At 66.7% G+C, this 16,464-nt stretch carries 16 protein-coding genes, 1 pseudogene and 1 riboswitch; of the genes and pseudogenes, 8 read left to right on the top strand and 9 right to left on the bottom strand.

Translation table 11 applies throughout. From position 1 onward, the window contains the following. Positions 1-9: 9 nt before the first annotated feature. The 3 genes from NG697_RS04365 to NG697_RS04375 all read right to left on the bottom strand — a co-directional run bounded on the left by NG697_RS04365 (position 10) and on the right by NG697_RS04375 (position 4,010). A complete protein-coding gene (locus NG697_RS04365; RefSeq protein WP_252599980.1) occupies positions 10-1,308 on the bottom strand; it encodes a deoxyguanosinetriphosphate triphosphohydrolase in 1,299 nt (432 codons plus the stop codon). Continuing rightward, a complete protein-coding gene (gene dusB, locus NG697_RS04370; protein ID WP_252599979.1) occupies positions 1,292-2,470 on the bottom strand; it encodes a tRNA dihydrouridine synthase DusB in 1,179 nt (392 codons plus the stop codon). The genes NG697_RS04365 and dusB overlap by 17 nt, the downstream gene beginning before the upstream one ends. 76 nt (positions 2,471-2,546) lie before the next feature. Beyond that, positions 2,547-4,010 (bottom strand): YibE/F family protein, encoded by a 1,464-nt coding sequence (locus NG697_RS04375; RefSeq protein ID WP_252613684.1) that lies wholly within the window; start codon positions 4,008-4,010, stop codon positions 2,547-2,549. Positions 4,011-4,090: 80 nt separating this feature from the next. On the opposite strand from NG697_RS04375, the gene NG697_RS04380 reads away from it, so the two are divergent. Then, on the top strand, positions 4,091-4,831 hold the full coding sequence (locus NG697_RS04380) for an alpha/beta hydrolase (RefSeq protein WP_252613685.1): 741 nt from the start codon (positions 4,091-4,093) through the stop codon (positions 4,829-4,831). Then, positions 4,828-5,628 (top strand): DUF1295 domain-containing protein, encoded by an 801-nt coding sequence (locus tag NG697_RS04385; protein WP_252613686.1) that lies wholly within the window; start codon positions 4,828-4,830, stop codon positions 5,626-5,628. Before NG697_RS04380 ends, NG697_RS04385 begins: the two co-directional genes overlap by 4 nt. Before the next feature lie 16 nt (positions 5,629-5,644). On the opposite strand, the gene NG697_RS04390 is transcribed toward NG697_RS04385, so the two are convergent. From NG697_RS04390 to NG697_RS04400, 3 genes and pseudogenes are all read right to left on the bottom strand, one after another. Beyond that, positions 5,645-6,673 (bottom strand): GNAT family N-acetyltransferase, encoded by a 1,029-nt coding sequence (locus NG697_RS04390; RefSeq protein WP_252613687.1) that lies wholly within the window; start codon positions 6,671-6,673, stop codon positions 5,645-5,647. A gap of 2 nt (positions 6,674-6,675) precedes the next feature. Then, positions 6,676-8,061, bottom strand: a complete 1,386-nt coding sequence (locus NG697_RS04395) for a glycine--tRNA ligase (protein WP_058929547.1) — start codon at positions 8,059-8,061, stop codon at positions 6,676-6,678. Positions 8,062-8,189: 128 nt separating this feature from the next. Further along, a pseudogene (locus NG697_RS04400) lies at positions 8,190-8,787 on the bottom strand (DMT family transporter). A 33-nt stretch (positions 8,788-8,820) separates the two neighbouring features. On the opposite strand from NG697_RS04400, the gene NG697_RS04405 reads away from it, so the two are divergent. Beyond that, positions 8,821-9,054 carry an RNA-binding S4 domain-containing protein gene (locus NG697_RS04405; RefSeq protein WP_252607860.1) on the top strand — a complete coding sequence of 78 codons (234 nt, stop codon included), beginning with the start codon at positions 8,821-8,823 and terminating at the stop codon, positions 9,052-9,054. Positions 9,055-9,136: 82 nt separating this feature from the next. Here NG697_RS04405 and NG697_RS04410 read toward each other — a convergent pair whose 3' ends face one another. Beyond that, complete coding sequence (locus NG697_RS04410) at positions 9,137-9,787, bottom strand: alpha/beta hydrolase (RefSeq protein ID WP_252599973.1); 651 nt, start codon at positions 9,785-9,787, stop codon at positions 9,137-9,139. A 94-nt stretch (positions 9,788-9,881) separates the two neighbouring features. Between NG697_RS04410 and NG697_RS04415 the strand changes: the two genes are divergently transcribed. The 3 genes from NG697_RS04415 (at position 9,882) to NG697_RS04425 (ending at position 12,559) form a co-directional block, all read left to right on the top strand. After that, positions 9,882-10,730, top strand: a complete 849-nt coding sequence (locus NG697_RS04415; RefSeq protein ID WP_252600047.1) for an SGNH/GDSL hydrolase family protein — start codon at positions 9,882-9,884, stop codon at positions 10,728-10,730. Positions 10,731-10,806: 76 nt separating this feature from the next. Continuing rightward, the gene (locus tag NG697_RS04420) at positions 10,807-12,015 is read left to right on the top strand and encodes a winged helix DNA-binding domain-containing protein (RefSeq protein ID WP_252607859.1); all 1,209 of its coding nucleotides are present in this window, start codon (positions 10,807-10,809) and stop codon (positions 12,013-12,015) included. Positions 12,016-12,028: 13 nt separating this feature from the next. Beyond that, on the top strand, positions 12,029-12,559 hold the full coding sequence (locus NG697_RS04425) for a hypothetical protein (protein WP_252607858.1): 531 nt from the start codon (positions 12,029-12,031) through the stop codon (positions 12,557-12,559). 98 nt (positions 12,560-12,657) lie between these two features. Here NG697_RS04425 and metX read toward each other — a convergent pair whose 3' ends face one another. After that, positions 12,658-13,773 (bottom strand): homoserine O-acetyltransferase MetX, encoded by a 1,116-nt coding sequence (metX, locus tag NG697_RS04430; RefSeq protein WP_252607857.1) that lies wholly within the window; start codon positions 13,771-13,773, stop codon positions 12,658-12,660. Positions 13,774-13,785: 12 nt separating this feature from the next. Then, positions 13,786-13,900, bottom strand: a riboswitch (SAM riboswitch). A 208-nt stretch (positions 13,901-14,108) separates the two neighbouring features. Here metX and NG697_RS04435 point away from each other — a divergent pair. Beyond that, complete coding sequence (locus NG697_RS04435) at positions 14,109-14,747, top strand: VOC family protein (RefSeq protein WP_056348211.1); 639 nt, start codon at positions 14,109-14,111, stop codon at positions 14,745-14,747. A 103-nt stretch (positions 14,748-14,850) separates the two neighbouring features. On the opposite strand, the gene NG697_RS04440 is transcribed toward NG697_RS04435, so the two are convergent. Beyond that, positions 14,851-15,630: a CPBP family intramembrane glutamic endopeptidase gene (locus NG697_RS04440; protein ID WP_252613688.1), complete on the bottom strand. Its 780-nt coding sequence runs from the start codon at positions 15,628-15,630 to the stop codon at positions 14,851-14,853. Positions 15,631-15,774: 144 nt separating this feature from the next. Between NG697_RS04440 and NG697_RS04445 the strand changes: the two genes are divergently transcribed. Beyond that, entirely contained in the window at positions 15,775-16,455 is a 681-nt protein-coding gene (locus NG697_RS04445) for a histidine phosphatase family protein (protein ID WP_252613689.1), read from the top strand. The last annotated feature ends 9 nt before the right edge of the window (positions 16,456-16,464 follow it).

Raw genomic sequence — 16,464 nt, forward strand, 5'->3', positions numbered from 1 at the left:
TGGCGTCTGTCACCACAGCGAGGGAAGGCTCCCCACAAGCCGTTCGTACATTGCCAGCGCCGAGCCGTCTGTCAGCGACGCCACCTGATCGATGACCACCCTGAGCCGCGCGCCGTCGTCGGGCGCGTCCCGCCAGTCAGCCGCGAACATCGGCTCCAGGTGGCGGTCCCCCGTGGCGTTCAGGGCGGTGACCAGCGCGTGCAGCACCTCGCGCTGGCGCTCGTAGATGGGCTGGCGGTGTTCGGTGGTCATCACAAACGTGGTGGCCAGGCCCTTCATCACCGCGATCTCCATGACCGTCTCGTCCGGGACCATCAGCTCGGCGCTGTACCGCGTGAGGTTTTCCGGGCCGTAGACGGCACGGGTGGCCTCCAGGGCGCTCTGGCAGAACCGGCCGATCAGCTGGCTAGTCATGTTCTTCAGGGCGGCCATGGACTTGCGGCTGCCGTCGGCCTCGCGGACCCACACGTCGGTGGCTTCCAACCGGGCCAGGGCGGCGTCGATCGCGGCGGGGTCGTTGTGCGGGAGGTACCACTGCTTGGCGTAGCCCACCACACGGGCCCGGTGGTCCGGGTTGTCCATCCAGCGCAGCTGGAAGTGCCCGGCCACGATCGCGTCCTCGACGTCGTGCACGGAATAGGAAATGTCGTCGGCCAGGTCCATAACCTGCGCCTCCAGGCACGAGCGGCGTTCCGGCGCACCCTCCCTGATCCAGTTGAAGATGGGCAGATCGTCCTCATAGGCGCCGAACTTGCTGGTGCGCTGGCCGTGGATCACCGGCGCGTTCAGCGCGGACCAAGGGTATTTGGCCGCGGCATCCAGGCTGGCCCTCGTGAGGTTCAGGCCGGCCGGGCGCCCGTCGGTGGCCAGGACCTTGGGCTCCAGCCGGGTGAGGAGCCGGAGGGTCTGGGCGTTGCCTTCGAAGCCGCCGATGGCATGCGCCACCTCGTTCAGGGCGGACTCGCCGTTGTGCCCGAACGGCGGGTGCCCCAGGTCATGGCTCAGGCAGGCGGTGTCCACCACGTCCGGGTCGCAGCCCAGGGCGCGGCCCAGTTCCCGTCCCACCTGGGCAACCTCGAGGCTGTGGGTCAGCCGGGTGCGGACGAAGTCGTCGGTGTCCGGGGCAACTACCTGCGTTTTCGCGCCGAGGCGGCGCAGGGCGGAAGAGTGCAGCACCCGGGCGCGGTCCCGCTCAAAGTCGGAGCGGTAGTTGTTTTTGGGCGGTTCCTCCACCCAGCGGGCGGAATCGTGGGCCTCGTAGCCGGGCAGGGCCTGCGCCGTGGTGCGCGTCTCAGCCACCGGAAACATCCAGCTCCGCGGCGGAGATGTCCTGGGACTGCGCGGCGTTCAGGGCACGGGATTCCAGCCAGTCCTTGGGCAGGGCCGGCTTTTTGGGCGAGCCTGCGCGGCCGCGCGGGCCTTCGGCATCCACGCCGGGGTACGGCGAGCCCAGGTCCAGCTGGTCCAGCGTGTCGCGCAGCACCTCCAGGCTGGTCACCATGGCCAGTTTGGTCCGCAGTTCACTGCCCACCACATAGCCCTTGAAATACCAGGCCATGTGCTTGCGGATCTCCCGGAGCGCTTTGCCTTCATCACCGAAGGTTTCCACCATCAGCTCAGCGTGCCGGTAGACGCTCTCGGCCACCTTGCCCAGGTCCGGCTGGTGGCGGACATCGCTTCCCTCGAAGGCCGCCATCAGGTCGCCGAACAGCCACGGGCGGCCCTGGCAGCCACGGCCCACCACCACGCCGTCGACGCCGGTTTCGCGGACCATCCGGACAGCATCTTCCGCGGACCAGATATCGCCGTTGCCCAGGACAGGGATGTCCGGGAGCGCCTCGCGCAGGCGGGCGATTGCGGTCCAGTCGGCCTGGCCGGAGTAGAACTGCGCAGCGGTGCGGCCGTGGAGAGCGACGGCGGCGACCCCGGCATCGCGGGCGATCCGGCCGGCGTCGAGGTACGTCAGGTGGTCATCGTCGATGCCCTTGCGCATCTTGATGGTGAGCGGGACATTGCCCTTGGACGCTTCCTTGACCGCGGTCTGGACAATCGAGGTGAAGAGATCGGTCTTCCAGGGCAGGGCGGACCCGCCGCCGCGCCGGGTCACCTTGGGAACGGGGCAGCCGAAGTTCAGGTCGATATGGTCCGCGCGGTCCTCTTCGACAAGCATGCGCACTGCCTGGCCCACGGTAACGGGGTCCACGCCGTACAGCTGGACGGAGCGGACTTTTTCGTCGTCGTCGTGCGAGATGATGCGCAGGGATTCGGGTGTGCGTTCAACGAGGGCGCGTGAAGTGACCATCTCCGCCACGTACAGGCCGCCGCCGTATTCACGGCACAAACGACGAAAAGCGGAGTTGGTGATGCCCGCCATGGGAGCCAGGATCACGGGGGTGTCCACCGTGATGGGGCCCAGCTTCAGGGGCGGGAGTTCCAGCTTGGGGGCGGGAGGCGTTGCGGTAACAGTCACCTGTCCATTGTCGCAAAGGCGGGCAAATCGGCGCGCCGAGCCCATTTGGGTCGCCATGGCTTCGTTCAGTTGCCGTTCAGCCGCGGTCTGCCCGGCGCCCCCTCCAGGTGGTGGCAGGATCGGCGGAATCTTCCGTGGACTGCCGTGACCGCCTCTCAAAGGCGGCCGCTGCGAGCGCACCGGTATCGCCGACGTCGTCCGCGTTGATGGAAGCAGCGCCCGAGGTGCCATCGGGGCGGCGGTCTTCGTCCGGGACGCCAATGGCGGGCTGACCCGCCGTCCTGACGCCGGTGGCCTTAACCACCAGCACGGCGATCAGGGTGGTTACGGGGATGGCGAGGACCAGGCCTATGGAGCCGACGAGGGTGCGGATGACTTCCTCGGAAAGCTCGGCGCTGGTCAGGGTGTCCCCCAGCGGCCGGTTGTACAGCATCACGATGATCAGGATGGGCAAGGCTGCGCCGGCGTAGGCGAACGCGATGGTGTACACCGTGGAGGCGATATGGTCCCGGCCGATCCGCATGGCCGAGGTGAAGAGTTTGCGGGCGCTGGTGCCGGGAGCCAACTCGTAGAGTTCCCAAACGGCGGAGGACTGCGTGATGGTGACATCGTTCAGGACACCGAGTCCGGAGATGATGAGGCCGCACAGGATCACCCCGGAAATGGAGATGTTGGCCGAGGTATTGATGAGGGTGGTGGCGTCATGGCTGCCCACCCCGGCCAGGTTGGCGGCGTCGGTGGCCCAAGCTGCCAGCAGCGCCGTGATGGCCAGGCCGAACATGGTGCCCAGCAGTGCCGTGGATGTCCGCGCGGAGAAACCGTGGGCAAAATACAGGACCCCGATCATGATCACCGTTGACCCCACCAGCGCCAGCAGCAGGGGAGGTTTTCCCTCCACCAGGCCGGGCAGCATAAAGCCGGCAAGGACGAAGTACGCGCCCACCAGCCCCAGGAGTGCCCGGAATCCACGCCAGCGCGCCACCGCGATGACCACCAGGGCATAGAGGAGCGCCAGTATCACGATGGGCAGGGTCCGGACGAAGTCAACAAAGATGTAGCTCGGGGACCCCTGCGACGCCGAGGCGCCCTGGGCGTTGGAAAGGTTCAGGTACCTGATCTGGTCACCCGGTTTTACGCCGTGTGATTTCGCCACATCCGGACTGATCACCACTTTGACGGGGCTGCCGCCCTGGTCCGGTTCAGTAAAGGCAAACATGCAGTCGGAGCCGGCGGGGGCGGGCTGGCCGCTGGTGTCCGAGGATTGGCCAGGGGCGGTGGAGCCCTGCATGCAGCTTTCTTCCACGACGCTCTGGATCTTGCCCGTATCGAACGTGACGCCGGGCGCCGCCGAATAGGGGCTGGCAAGGGAGATGCCGTCCTTGGACCCGGACGGCCACAGCATGGCCATGCCCGCCAGGGTCAGAAGCGTCAGCGGCACCAGCACCGCGGCCAGGATGCGGTTTGCCTTCCGGCGGGCAGCAATCGCCTGGGCCGTCGGCTCCGAATGATCTGTTGAAACGTGGGTGTGACCGGAGCCCATCAGCAGTTGAACCTCATACCTTGAACTCTACGTCCGGCGCCTTAAGGTTGGTAAATGGCAGGAACCGGGAGGAACCACGCGTGACGGACCGCAGGACTGAATTCCATACCAACGAACCTGCTGCGAGGCGGGAGGCGGCGCTCACTGTGCTGGCGGCCGCCGGGATAACGCGGGGCGTGGCACTGGTCCTGCACGGGGGCAAGGCACACAGCTTTGAGCCCGTGGAGGCCCGCCACCTGAGCCCGCTGCGCATGGTCACGTTCGCCCGTCACCTGCACCGTGCCGGGAAGGACCACGGGCTGGCGGTGTGGTCCCTGCGGAACAGCGTGCGTGGCTGGAACGGGCCGGACAGGTCCGCACTGCAGGATGCCCGCTGGGCCCTCCAGCAAATGAGTGCGCAGTACCCTGGGGTTCCCGTGTATCTGGTGGGGCACTCAATGGGCGGCCTCACCGCAGTGAGTGCCGCGGACGATCCGCAGGTGGACGCCGTGGTGGCGCTGGCCCCGTGGCTCGGCCCGGAGACACCCGCCACCCCGCTCGCCGGACGAAAGGTCCTGATTGTCCACGGCACGGGAGACCATATGACCAGCCCGTCCCAGTCCTTGGCGTTTGCGCGCCGAGCCACCGGGACAGCAGCCTGCATGCAGTATGTTTCGCTGCGCGGTTCCGGGCATTTTATGGTGCGCCGCGGCCGGCTGTGGCACACGTTGGCCACCGGTTTTGTGATGAAGGCTTTCGCCGAGCGCACCGGGTTCACACACCAGGCCTCGAGCAAGCTGACTGAGCTGGTGCCCGGGTCCGCCGCCGAGGTGGCCCTGTGAGCCCTTTTCCGTGGCCGGAGTTCGCGGCGTCGCTGCCCTGGACAGCACTGGCGGTCCTGGCGGTCCTGGCGCTGACGTTTGGTGTGGCCGTCCGGCAGGGCCGGCACTCGGTGATGGACGTCGCGTGGGGCCCCGGCTTCGTTGCGGTGGCCGTGGTGTCCTGGTTCCTGTCGGCCGGATCGGGCGATGACACCCGCCGGGCCTTGTTGCTTCTGCTGACGGCGGTCTGGGGGTTGCGGCTGGGCGGCCATATTGGCTGGCGGGCGCGCGACGGACATGAAGACCCGCGCTACAAGGCCCTGCTGGACCCGGCGCCCGGATCCAGGAACGCGTTCGCGCTCCGCCGTGTCTACCTGCCGCAGGGCGTGGTTATGTTTTTTGTGACCCTGACGCTGCAGGTGGGGATGTTCGCCACCGGGCCTGTCGGGTGGGTGGCCGTGCTCGGCGTCCTGCTGTGGGTGACGGGGTTTGTGTTCGAGACCGTGGGCGACTGGCAGCTGGCCCGGTTCAAGAAGGATCCGTCCCGCCGCGGCACGGTGTTGGATACCGGTTTGTGGCGGTATACCCGGCATCCCAACTATTTCGGCGACGCGGCTATCTGGACGGGGCTGTTCCTCATCGCCGCAGACTCCTGGCCGGGCATCCTGACCATCCTGTCCCCGGCACTGATGGTGTGGACGCTGGCCGGGAAGACCGGGAAGCCCTTGACGGAAAAGGCGATGTCCGGGCGGCCCGGTTACCGGGAATACGTCGAGGCAACCAGCGGCTTCATCCCGTGGCCGCCTAAACGCCGGTAACCTCCCCCGGGTGGGGTCAGTCCGAGACGATCAGCGTTTCGGCACCGGCCTGGCGCGCCTTGCCGGATTCCAGCAAGGGCTCGACGGCGGCGCGCAGCGCGGTCATCGAATCGTCCAGTTCCAGCATGACCGGGTGCTGGTACGCGAGGAGCGAGAGCAGGTCACGGACGGCGGCTGCGGCGTCGTCTGCCTCAAGCGCGGGTTCGTGGCCCACAAACACATCCGTGGCCTTTGCGCCCTGGGCCGAAGCATCCGCCGTCGGGTCCTGGGCTGCCTCCGCATAGCTCACCGCAAAGGCACGGATCCGGCCCTTCTTGCTGGGGGAAACCCCGGCGCCAAAGGCGGATCCCGGCTCGGCGCGCAGCACCAGCGCACCGTGGGCGCCGGTGAGGTCATCCAGGAACAGCTTCTGCACCTGCCCCACCGACAGCACGCCCGGCGAATCCCAGCCGTGGATCGACGTGTAATACCGCCCCACGACGTCGGTCAGCTCAACCGAGCCGGTGGCGAGGTCCATCACGACGTCGGAGCCGGCGTTTTCGTCGTTGGCCAGCCCGCCGCCGTCGTTCTTCGCAGGGAACACGGGCAGCTTGAGTGCGCCCGGCTCCACCACCACCAGCCGGGAACGCTGGATGGGCGCGAGCCCGAACGCCTCGGCGAACGCGGCCCCCGGAGTGCCCGGCTGCACTTTCGCGCGCAGCCGGGTAACGCCCGACGGCGCCTGCTCGGCTTCGCGGCGCAGCATGGTCAGGAGCGTGGCACCGATGCCGGCGCGGCGGTGATCGCGCGCCACCTCGATGTAGGTCCACAGCCGCTCCGGGTGCAGCGAGGCCTCGTAAACCACGCCCGCCGCCACCGGAATGCCGACGCCGTCAATGACGTCCTCGGCCACGATGCAGCGCCGCCAGGGGGTGCCGTCCGTGCCGGCTGAGGAGACGGTCAGGGCACCGCGGAACTGCCGGGCCTGCTCGGTCTCCGGGCCGCCCCAGATTTCCAGCAGCGTCAGGTCATCGCCCTCACGCCATTCGCGGTATTCGATCGCCATGCTCAGGCGCCGATCAGGCGGGCGGCCAAGTAGCCTTCCACCTTGTCCAGCGAGACGCGTTCCTGGCTCATGGAGTCGCGTTCACGGATGGTCACGGCCTGGTCCTCGAGGGTGTCGAAGTCCACGGTGATGCAGAACGGGGTGCCGATCTCATCCTGGCGGCGGTAGCGGCGGCCGATCGCGCCGGCGTCGTCGAAGTCGATGTTCCAGTTCTTGCGCAGCTGCGCGCCCAGGTCCTTGGCCTTCGGCGAGAGGTCCTCGTTGCGGCTCAACGGCAGCACCGCAGCCTTGACGGGGGCCAGGCGCGGGTCAAGGCGCAGGACGGTACGGACGTCGACGCCGCCCTTGGCGTTGGGTGCCTCGTCCTCGGTGTACGCGTCCACCAGGAACGCCATGAAGGAACGGGTCAGGCCTGCGGCCGGCTCGATCACGTACGGGGTGTAGCGCTCGTTGGTGGCCTGGTTGAAGTAGCTCAGGTCCTGGCCGGAGGCCTTGGAGTGCGTGGAGAGGTCGAAGTCGGTGCGGTTGGCGATGCCTTCGAGCTCGCCCCATTCGGAGCCCTGGAAGCCGAAGCGGTATTCGATGTCCGTGGTGCCCTTGGAGTAGTGGCTGAGCTTGTCCAGCGGGTGCTCGAAGAAGCGCAGGTTCTCTTCCCGGATGCCCAGGCCGGTGTACCAGGACATGCGCTCTTTCATCCAGTACTGGTGCCACTCTTCGTCCGTGCCGGGCTCGACGAAGAACTCCATTTCCATCTGCTCGAACTCACGGGTGCGGAAGATGAAGTTGCCCGGTGTGATCTCGTTCCGGAAGGACTTGCCGATCTGGCCGATGCCGAAGGGCGGCTTCTTGCGGGAGGTGGTCAGGACGTTGCTGAAGTTCACGAATATGCCCTGGGCCGTTTCGGGGCGCAGGTAGTGCATGCCTTCGTCGCTGGCCACCGGGCCGAGGAAGGTCTTGAGCAGGCCGGAGAACTCCTGGGGTTCGGTCCATTCGCCGCGCGTGCCGCAGTTGACGCAGGCAATGTCCTTCAGGCCGTTCTCGGCGGGGCGGCCCTTCTTTTCTTCGTACTCTTCCTCGAGGTGGTCGGCACGGTAGCGCTTGTGGCAGGAGAGGCACTCCACGAGCGGGTCCGAGAAGACATCAACGTGGCCGGAGGCTTCCCATACCTGGCGGGGCAGGATGACGGAGGAATCCAGGCCCACCACGTCCTCGCGGCCGCGGACCATGGACTGCCACCACTGGCGCTTGATGTTTTCCTTCAGCTCGGCGCCGAGGGGTCCGTAGTCCCAGGCAGAGCGCGAGCCTCCGTAGATTTCACCGGCCTGGAACACAAAGCCCCTTCGCTTGGAAAGGGAAATGACCTGGTCGAGTACGGATTTTGCTGCCATGGTGGACTCCAATTTCTACAGGGCCGCTGGGTGCGGTCCGCGGGTATCTGGCCCCGCTGCACGTGGGTGCATCACCGCTGGGTGCGGGCGGGGCGGGCGAAGGAACGAGATGCAGAGAACTGCGTGTCCTAGCCTACCGGCCGCTGCCTCCGGAAGGCGCCCCGCGGCCACGGCAGTGTGGCCAGGATGATGGCGGCCAGCGTCAGCAGTGTGCCCAGGACGGTGGCCGGGGCCACGACGCTCCCGGGGGCCGGCACCAGGAGGTCCAGCCCCAGGGAGCCAAGGAGCTGTCCGGCGATCATGCCGAGCCCGGTCACCAGCACTCCCAGCTCCGATGCCCAGCCGGTCCACCAGCAGCCCGCTCAGGGTCTGCCCGGTCACGGCGGCGACGGTAAACAGTGCCACGCCCAGGATGCCCACGGTGAAGGACTGCGCGAAGACAAATAGGGCGCCGATGCCGCCGGCCAGCACGTATACGGGCGGGAAAGCCCGGGTCCGGACCGCCGGCAGGATCCTGGCCAGACCGGCGCGGCCGCTGGGCAGGATCAGGGAGATCAGGATCATCACCACCAGGTCGGTGCTGAAACCCACCACGGCCGAGGCGATGCCGTCGTTGAGCCGGACGCCGAGGGCCCCGTTGATCCGGCCCTGGACGGGAATGGCCAGTCCCGCGCCGACGGCCAGCGGGAGCCCCGCGAAGCGCGGCATCCGTGGGGTGTGGGTCATTGGATTCACCTTACGTCAGGCATTATTGCTTGTATGAGCAACCAGGACATTCAAGAGATCCCCATCCGCGACAGCATGATCCGTCTTGGCCAGCTCCTGAAGCTCGCCAGCCTGGTGGAGGACGGCGTGGAAGCCGCCGAGCTGATCAAAAATGGACTCGTCAAGGTCAACGGCGAGATCGAGGACCGCCGCGGACGCCAGCTGCACCACGGCGACACCGTCACCGTCAACGGGCAGACCGTGCAGGTTGTGGCACCGGAAGCCTGATTTAACAGGCCTGGCTCAGCCTCAGTCGGTGAGGACAGCGTAAGCGGCCGGCGGCACTGTGCCGCCGGCCGCCGTCGTACGTTTATTTGTTCAGCACCTCGTGCGTCAGGAACTCGGAGACGTGCCCGATTTCCTGCTGGTTGATGCCGTGCCACATGCCCGTGTATAGGACCTTGGTGAGCTTGACGTGCCCGCGCACCCAGCCCATGGTGTACTCGATCTTGTCGGGCGTGATCACGGGGTCCTGCTGGTCGCGGCCCCAGAAGAGCGGCACTGTACCGTCCAGTTCGCCATCCTTGAACGTGGGGTCCCCGTCCGCGTTGACCACAAAACCGGAAAGCCCGACGACGGCGGCGTAGTCAGCGGGGCGCTGCCGGAGCAGCGTGGTGGCCATCGCCATTCCCATGGAAAAGCCGAGCAGCGTCACCGTCGGGTGGTCGGCCTTGACGGTGTCAATCCAGTCCTGCACGTAACCGGCGCCAGCTTTGACGGCGTCGAGCGTGTATTCGATGGAGGCCGTCAGGGGGAACCACATAAACCCGGGGCCCGTAGCCAGGGGCGCCCGGAGCGAAGCAACTACAAAGTCTTCGGGAAGCATATCCGCCAGGCTAAGCAAGTCCTGTTCGTTGGCGCCGTAGCCGTGGAGCAGCACCAGCAGCGGCTTTCCGGTGCGCTGGTCCTCCGGCCGGGACCACAGAACAACGGGGGCGGGAAATACTTGGGCGTCAGTCATGGTTCCATTCTTACAGTTACCCGGCGGTAACTACCTACGGTGGCGTAGCTTGTGAGCAAGGAGGCAGGATAGGACCGTGAATGACACAAAAGCCATGCAGAGCCCGCCCAGGGCCACGGAAGCCCACCCCTGGAGCCGCTATGTGGCGATGGGAGATTCGTTCACCGAGGGCATCGGCGACCCGGACCCCACAAGCCCCGGCGGCTTCCGCGGCTGGGCGGACCGCGTGGCCGAGGAACTGGGCAGGGGCCAGGCGGACTTCGCCTATGCCAACCTGGCCGTCCGCGGCCGGCTGCTGCAGCAGATCGTGGACCAACAGCTCGCTCCGTGCCTGGCGCTTAAGCCGGACCTGATAACCCTTTCCGCCGGCGGCAACGATCTCATCAGGCCGGGCGGCGACCCCGACGCCCTCGCCGAAAAACTTGATTCAGTGGTCCAGATCCTGGCCACGGGCGGCGCCACGGTGGTGCTGTTCAACGGTCCGGATACCGGATCCTCGGTCCTGGGACGGATCCGCAGCAAGGTGGCCATCTACAACGAGAACCTCCGCACAGTGGCCGCCCGCCATGACGCCATCATCGCCGACATGTGGTCGCTCAAGCAGCTGAACGATCCGCAGATGTGGGACGAAGACCGCCTGCATTTTTCGCCGCTGGGACACCACACCATCGCCGCCATGGTGCTGGAATCGCTCAACGTGGACCACACGCTCGAGCCTCTCCGGCCCAAGCCCCTGCCCACCCGCACGTGGCGGACAGCCCGCTCCGAGGACCTGGTGTGGGCCCGCGAGTACTTTGTCCCGTGGGTGGTGCGGCGGCTGCGCCACCGCTCCTCCGGCGACGGAATCACCGCAAAACGCCCGACGCCGGGACCCGTGTTCGGCCCGGGCGTTCCGTTGGGTTCCGGCGAGGGGCCGCTGGGCACCACCGACGCCCGGCGCTAGCGGCGGCCCGGCGTGACCGGCGGCCCGGCGTGACCGGCGGCCCGGCGTGACCCCGGGACAGCTCCCCCGGACGGGCATGAATCCGGATGAGGTAGTGCGGCGGCGGCTTCACGCCCAACGGCTGCGCGGGCCCGGCCTGGGCGCCCCGGAGGACGCCGTCCGGCACTTGCTGGCTGTCCAGGCGCAGGAGTTTCCTTACGCCCGCTGGAGCCTGGCGCAAAGGACCGGCAGTCTTGGACCTGCCGTTGGGGCCCCGTCTCACCGGGTTGCTGCCACCTCGACTTCGGTGGCCACAGCCGCGGAGGTGGAGGAGGCGGTGTCCGACGGGCGCATCCTGCGCACCCATATCCTGCGGCCCACCTGGCATTTTGTGCACCGCGAGGACCTTCGCTGGCTGACGGCCTTGTCCGCGCCGCGGCTTCACCAGGGCAACGCGGGCATGTCCCGGCAGACCGGGATTGATGCCGCCGCCGCTGACCGGAGCGGACAGGTCCTGGCCGAAGCCGTCCGGGGCGGCTCACACCTGACCCGCGAACAGCTGGCCTCGCGGCTGCAGGACGAAGGGTTCGCGGCCACCGGCTTCCAGCTGGCCTACCTGATCATGCACGCCGAGATCAGCGGAATCCTGACCAGCGGGTCGCCAGTGCGCAGCCGGGGCGGGTCCCTGAAGCAGACCTACGCCCTTTTTGACGAGCGTGTACCTGCCGGCCCGCCCGGGCCTCCCACCCGGGCCGAAGCGCTCAGCGAGCTCGTCCGGCGCTACTTCACCAGCCGCGGTCCGGCCACCGTCAAGGACTGCGCCGATTGGTCCGGGCTCACCATGGCCGACGTGCGCCTCGGCCTCCAACAGACCCTGGCGGCTGCTCCCGAAACGCTGGCAACGTTGGTGATTGACGGCGTCGAGCATTATTTCGACGCCGGCGCGGAGGGCGGTTCGGAGGCCGGCAACGCCACGGCCGCGGCAGGACCGCGGATCGACCTGATCCAGTGCTACGACGAATACGTGATGGGCTATTCAGCAACTCGGCACGATCTGGGCGGCAGCGCTCCGGCGTTCCCGGTCGCCGGGGATCCGATGCATGTGGTGCTGCTGGACGGGCGGATGGCCGGCTGCTGGCGGCACACCATGTTCTCCGGCCGCTGTGAGCTGGATATCCGGCTGTCCGCTGCCGCGGACCGGGCCACGGAAGATGCCGTGCAGGACGCCGTGGACCGGTACGGGGCCTTCCTGGGGATCCCGGCCGCGCGTGTGGGCTCCGGGGTTAAGCTGGAAGGACACATATGAGAGGCGCTACACCGTGAACAGCTTGTTTTTCTGGATCATCATTCTGTCGTTCGTGATACCGATGGCGATGCGGATGTACCGGAAATCCGTGAACAAACGGAATCAGGAGCAGAGCTTTTCCGGCCGCTACCCCGAGCAGTTTCCAGGCGGCGGGCAGTACCCGGGCAGCGATCAGTACCCGGGGCCGCAGAACAAGCAGCCCCGTGACGGCTACACGCAGCAGGATTACATGAGTGGCGGCTTCCGGCAGATCATGAGCCCGCAGCCCCTGCCGCCGAGCCAGCCGTTGCCGCCCATGCAGCCGATTCCTTCTGCGGATCAGCAGTTCCCGCCGTCCGGCCAGCCGCAACCCAACGGCGAGCCGGTGCCGGAGCAGCGCGCGGAAGCACCGCAGCAGCCTGCCGCCCCCGCTATTCCCCTGCCGCCGTCGGGCCCGCAAGGGTACCGTGCCCGGAAGCTGGCCGAACTCGACCAGCAGTACAGCAACGGCGAGCTGGCCATGGAGGACTACATGAAGCGCCGCTCCGACATCATGAACGGCTGATCGCTTAGTCAGCGCGAGAGGACACTTGAGGCCCTGATTCCAGGGGCCTCGAGTGTCCTCTCGCGTTTAAGAGCAGGGGCTCAAGTGTCCGTTCGGGCTTAGACGAGGAAGGTCTTCCGGAGTTGGACGCCGAGCTGGCCGATCTCGGTCAGGAAGCCGTCGTGGCCGATCGGGGCCTCAATAACGTGCACGTCCACGTCGCCCGGGAGGGCGTCAGCCAGCTCACGGGACTGGGACGGGAAGTACAGCCGGTCGCTGTCCACGGCAGCCACGAAGAACCTGGCGGTGGCCCGGCCCAAGGCCTCGTTCAGCGAGCCCCGCCCGCGGCAGACGTCGTGGCTCATCAGGGCGTCGGTGATGGCGATGTAGCTGTTGGCATCAAAGCGCCGCACCAGCTTTTTGCCCTGGTGGTCCAGGTAGCTTTCCACCTGGTAGCGGCCCCGCTCCCCCAGCGCTGCCGCCTGGAACGGCGACTCCGGGTGCTGGGCCGACCGTCCGAAGCGGCCATGGAATTCCTCGGCGGAGCGGTAGGTGATGTGCGCGATGCGCCGTGCCAGGGCCAGTCCGTCCTCCGGCAGCGGACCGCCGTAGTAGTCGCCGTTGTTAAAATTGCTGTCCTGGCGGATGGCGAGCGTCTGCGCCTGGGCGAATGCGATCTGTTCGGCGGTGCTGGCGGCACCGATCGAGATAACGGCGCACCGCTGAACCCGTTCCGGATAGGTGACCGCCCATTCCAGGGCCCGCGCGCCGCCCATGGAACCGCCCAGCACGGCGTACCAGCTCGGGATTCCCAGCTGGTCAGCCAGCCTGGCCTCGGCCGCGGTGGTGTCCCGCAGCGTTACCAACGGAAAGCGGGACCCCCACGGCTTGCCGTCCGGGGCATCCGAGGACGGCCCAGTGGAGCCGTAGCAGCCGCCCACGATGTTGATGGAGACCACAAAGAACCGGTCCGTGTCCACCGGCGCACCCGGCCCGGCCAGCTGTTCCCACCAGCCGGGCTCGTCGCTGTCGCCGCGCGTCACGTGTGTGCTTCCGGTCAGGGCGTGCTCAATCAGGACGGCGTTGGAGCCGTCCGCGTTGAGGGTTCCCCACGTTTCATAGCCGAGGGTGACTTCCGGGAGGTATCCGCCGGCTTCGAGCTCGAGTCCGCCGATACTGGCGTAACGGACCACACCGTTCCCGGGTTCTGCGGTACGGGAAATCGTAATCGTCATGGAAGGACCTTTTCTACGCGCTTGCCCACCGTCAATTGACCGGCAGGCCAGGTCCTCACCCGGGGCACCCCGCCGCAAAAGAGGGTTGCCGGCCAGCAAGCCGGGGCTGTCGCTGGCACTCATGACCTGCTTCGAGTGTACGAACAGCCCCGGTCTATTGCTAAGCGTGTGACTGGTTGTGACTTCGCGGGAGCCCTACTGCGGCTGGCCTGCCGCGTCTTTGTTGGGCTCCGCCGCACCCTTGGCCGCCCGGAAATGTCCACTCCTGACGCATCAGGATTCCGGTAAGGCTACCCTTAGCTGAGAGCCGGATCACAAAGTGCCAAGATGATGGCATGCGCATGGATCACGTCTCTTACGCCTGTGAACAAGATGGCCTCGTTGCCACCACCGAACGTATCTCGTCCGCCCTTGGCGTTGAAGCCGTGAAGGGTGGCGTGCACCCCCGGTTTGGAACCCGGAACATGATTATTCCCCTCGCGGGCCATAAATACCTGGAAGTCGTGGAGGTCCTGAACCACCCGGCATCGGACAAGGCTCCCTTCGGGCAGGCTGTCCGGGCCCGATCCGAAGCCGGCGGCGGCTGGATGGGCTGGTGCGTCGAGGTGGACGACCTCGCTCCGTTCGAAGACCGCCTGGGCCGTGCCGCCGTCAACGGCAACCGCAAGTTCCCGGACGGCCGCGAGCTGGTCTGGAAGCAGATCGGCATCCTGGGCCTGATCGCGGACCCTCAGGTCCCGTACATGCTCAAGTGGGAGGGTGACCCCGCCTTGCACCCGTCCAACGCCTATGAGAGCAACGTCAAGATGAGCTGCCTGACCATAGCCGGTTCCGCCGAACGCGTGACGGAATGGCTGGGCGAGCCCGTCGAGAAGCCGCTGGAGGATGTGGCCGTTGACTGGGTGGCTCCGCATGGAACCCCGGGCATCCTGTCAGTAACCTTCGAAACCGCTACCGGAGCAGTCACCATCTGATTGCACGTTCAATAGCTTCGGCCGCCATCAGCGGGTGCCAATGATGCCACCCACCGATGGCGGCCGAATCCTTTTAAGCTGGACCTGAGCCGGACAAACCCCCTTAGCCCAGGCCCACAGCCCTGCCAAAGAGGCTGAAGCCAACGAAGGCAACGATGTCCAGCAGCGCGTGTGCGATAACCAGCGGCATCACCCGTTTGGTCTTTGTGTAGAGCCAGGCGAAGACCACACCCATCACTGCGTTGCCGATGAACGGCCCGAAGCCTTGATAAAGGTGGTAGCTGCCGCGGAGCATCGAGCTAGTGAAGATGGCCAGGGGCATGCTCCAGCCGAACTTGCCGAAGCGGTCCAGGAGGTAACCCACCACAATGACTTCTTCCACGATGGCGTGCCGCAGCGCGGACAGGATCAGGACGGGAACCGTCCACCAGTATGAGTCGAGCGCGCTGGGGATGATGGCGGTGGTGATCCCCAGGGCACGTCCCGCTGCGTAGAGGCCCAGCGACGGGATCCCGATCAGCGCCGCGAGGCCAAAGCCCTGCAGCAGGTCACGGCCCGGCCGGGCGAAGTTGAACCCCAGCTTCCGGAAGGCGGACCAGCCTTGGGGGCTCACTCCGGCGCCGGATTGCCGCTGGTCCGTAAGGAAGTAGATGACCAGCAGCACGGGCACGAGGGCGAAAATGATGTCCAGCAGCTGGTAGGTGAGATCGAAGTATTCGCGGGGGCTCTGTGACCGGTTCAGCGTGGACGTGCCTTCGGCCAGCGGTGCACGCGTCATCTTGTCCAGCAACTGCACCACCGAGTAGACGGCGGACTGCCCCAGGGACAGACCCAGCACAATCCAGACTTCAATCCGCAGCCGACGGCGGGAGGGAACCAACATGGTTCCATCTTGCCTTTAGTTTCTGGTTCTTCGCTGATTCGGGGGTGGCCAGCTCGCCGGGGCTGACCAAAGTGAGAGAGCGTCCGCCGAAAACGCACCAAAAGTGAGAGAGCATCCTCGGGGCGGCACCTATGCTTGGGGCTTATGAGCGCGCCAGGGAAAATCTTCATGATCCGGCACGGCCAGTCCGCGGCCAATGTCGATACGTCCATCTACAACAGGGTCCCGGACTACCGGATTCCGTTGACTCCCCTGGGCCTGGCGCAGGCCACGGCGGCCGGCGAACGGATCCGCCGCGAGCTGGACGGCCGCCAGGTCTGCGTTTATGTGTCGCCGTACCTGCGGGCGCACCAGACCCTGGAGGCACTCAACCTCGGCAATCTCACGGAGCGGGTGATCGAAGAGCCGCGCCTCCGTGAGCAGGACTGGGCCAATTTCCAGATCACCGGCGACATCGAGGACCAGAAGGAACTCCGCAACGCCTACGGCCATTTCTTCTACCGGTTCAGGGAAGGCGAATCCGGCTCCGACGTCTACGACCGGATCTCGTCGTTCATGGAGACGCTGTATCGCCACTGGTCTAAGCCGGACTACGCCCCCAACACCTTGCTGGTGACCCACGGGCTCACCATGCGGCTGTTCTGCATGCGCTGGTTCCACTGGTCGGTGGAGTATTTCGAATCACTCAACAACCCGGACAATGCCGCGGTGCGGACCCTTCTGCGCACCGACCTGGGCAAGTACGAACTCGATATTCCGTTCAGCCAGTGGGTGGACCGCCGGGTGGACGAGACCGTCCTGGATGCGCCGCCGATGATCTTTTAGGGGTTGTTG

The organism is Pseudarthrobacter raffinosi, assembly GCF_023913835.1.
In the GTDB taxonomy this organism is placed as follows: Bacteria; Actinomycetota; Actinomycetes; order Actinomycetales; family Micrococcaceae; genus Arthrobacter; species Arthrobacter raffinosi.